General features: G+C 50.2%; 1 protein-coding gene. It reads left to right on the top strand.

The window, feature by feature from the left end; genetic code table 11:
* Positions 1-538: 538 nt before the first annotated feature.
* Positions 539-1,384, top strand: coding sequence for a site-specific integrase (locus tag M5G20_RS30130; protein ID WP_273922133.1), 846 nt, complete (start codon positions 539-541; stop codon positions 1,382-1,384).
* The last annotated feature ends 5 nt before the right edge of the window (positions 1,385-1,389 follow it).

A 1,389-nucleotide genomic window follows, 5' to 3' on the forward strand; every position in this document is an offset into this window, starting at 1 on the left:
CACTCAGTTTTCGCGGCCGCCGTCCTTGTAGATATGCACAAACTATTTTAATCGTCGAGTTCGAGTCTAGAGCCATTTTGGGAAGAATTTATGGCCTTCAAGCAAAGTCCACACCGCCCGTAAAAAAGCTCAATATATTTCGGACTCACCACCGACTTTAGGTACGAGCAGCGAACCTCGAGACATTGGCCTTATGCGCAAGTCTCACGATCATTATTGGAGCAATACTATCTAACCCCTAATTGATGGCAAGGCCGGGAGAGTTGCGCCATTCCCCTACCAACCTTGATCGCAAGCCAGTCTCTGAACCATGTGATGACTAATTAGCGCAGTTACTGCAGATGCAAAGAGTCCAAGGTGGAGTCTTGGGCTTTTGCTGGATAGTCAGATTTAGCAACGCTGGATAGCCGCATTCTGCGTCCCCCTCTCGGTTAACGAGTCGGCCGTATGCCCATTCATCCTAGAAGTGCATTCATGACATGCGGGGTCTACCTGTGCTTTGCGCTTGGAAGCACTATGAATATTGGAAGATAACAAGATGAACTACACCATGAAGACCTTCATTGCGAACAACGGCGAACGATTCTCTCAGCTCTACGAAACTGACAAACCCGGCCTCCCCCTCTTTTATCCAACCGCCTTTATCGCCCGCTCGGTCCGTCCCTCCACTACGCACGAGACCCAGAAGGTTTACCTGGCCGTGATCAGACGAATCTGCGAGTGGGAATCCACTAGAAATATCGATCTAGCTATATGTTTCCAAAGCCGCATATTTCTCAGCGCAATGCAGATTGATGACCTAGCGAACTATCTGCGTGCCAGCAAATTGGGCAGTCGGGGAAGTGTGATCAGCAGCCCGAAGTACAACACCTACATCGCCTATGCTGCTGTGTATCTACGTTGGCTAGCACAAGAAGTCATCACCGACTCCAATACGCGCGACATCAGAGATGCCATTGAAGAGCAAGACAAGATTTTGCTAGAAAAAAAGAGACGTAAGGCCGGGTCAAAGTCCGCACGTGAGCAACGTATTTTGGCGGCGACATTATCTGCCGAGGCCCGAAACCTGTTATTCGACTTGTTCGAGCATCCCTTTGCGAGCATTCAGCAACCGCAAAATTTTGGGCCGAGACTGCGCAATGTTGTGATGCTACGTGTTTTGTACGAAACGGGCATGCGAGTCGGAGAACTGCTGAGCCTGAAACTCAAGAACATCATTGAAGCAGGAGGCGGCGATAGCGCCTACCTCGAAATCGGCCGCAACCACAACGACGCTGTCGACAACCGTCTACATCAACCGGTCGCCAAAACCCTAGGGCGCAGAGTTCCGATATCGGAAAGCCTCGAAGATCAGTTAAAGGAATACAGTGTCGGCGCTGATTGAAAACT

Origin of the sequence: Pseudomonas sp. TNT2022 ID1044 (assembly GCF_028656895.1) — a bacterium.
Lineage (GTDB): Bacteria > Pseudomonadota > Gammaproteobacteria > Pseudomonadales > Pseudomonadaceae > Aquipseudomonas > Aquipseudomonas reinekei.

Coding starts and splice junctions, on each gene's coding strand:
- M5G20_RS30130 (WP_273922133.1), top strand. CDS start 539: ATGAACTACACCATGAAGACCTTCATTGCGAACAACGGCGAACGATTC.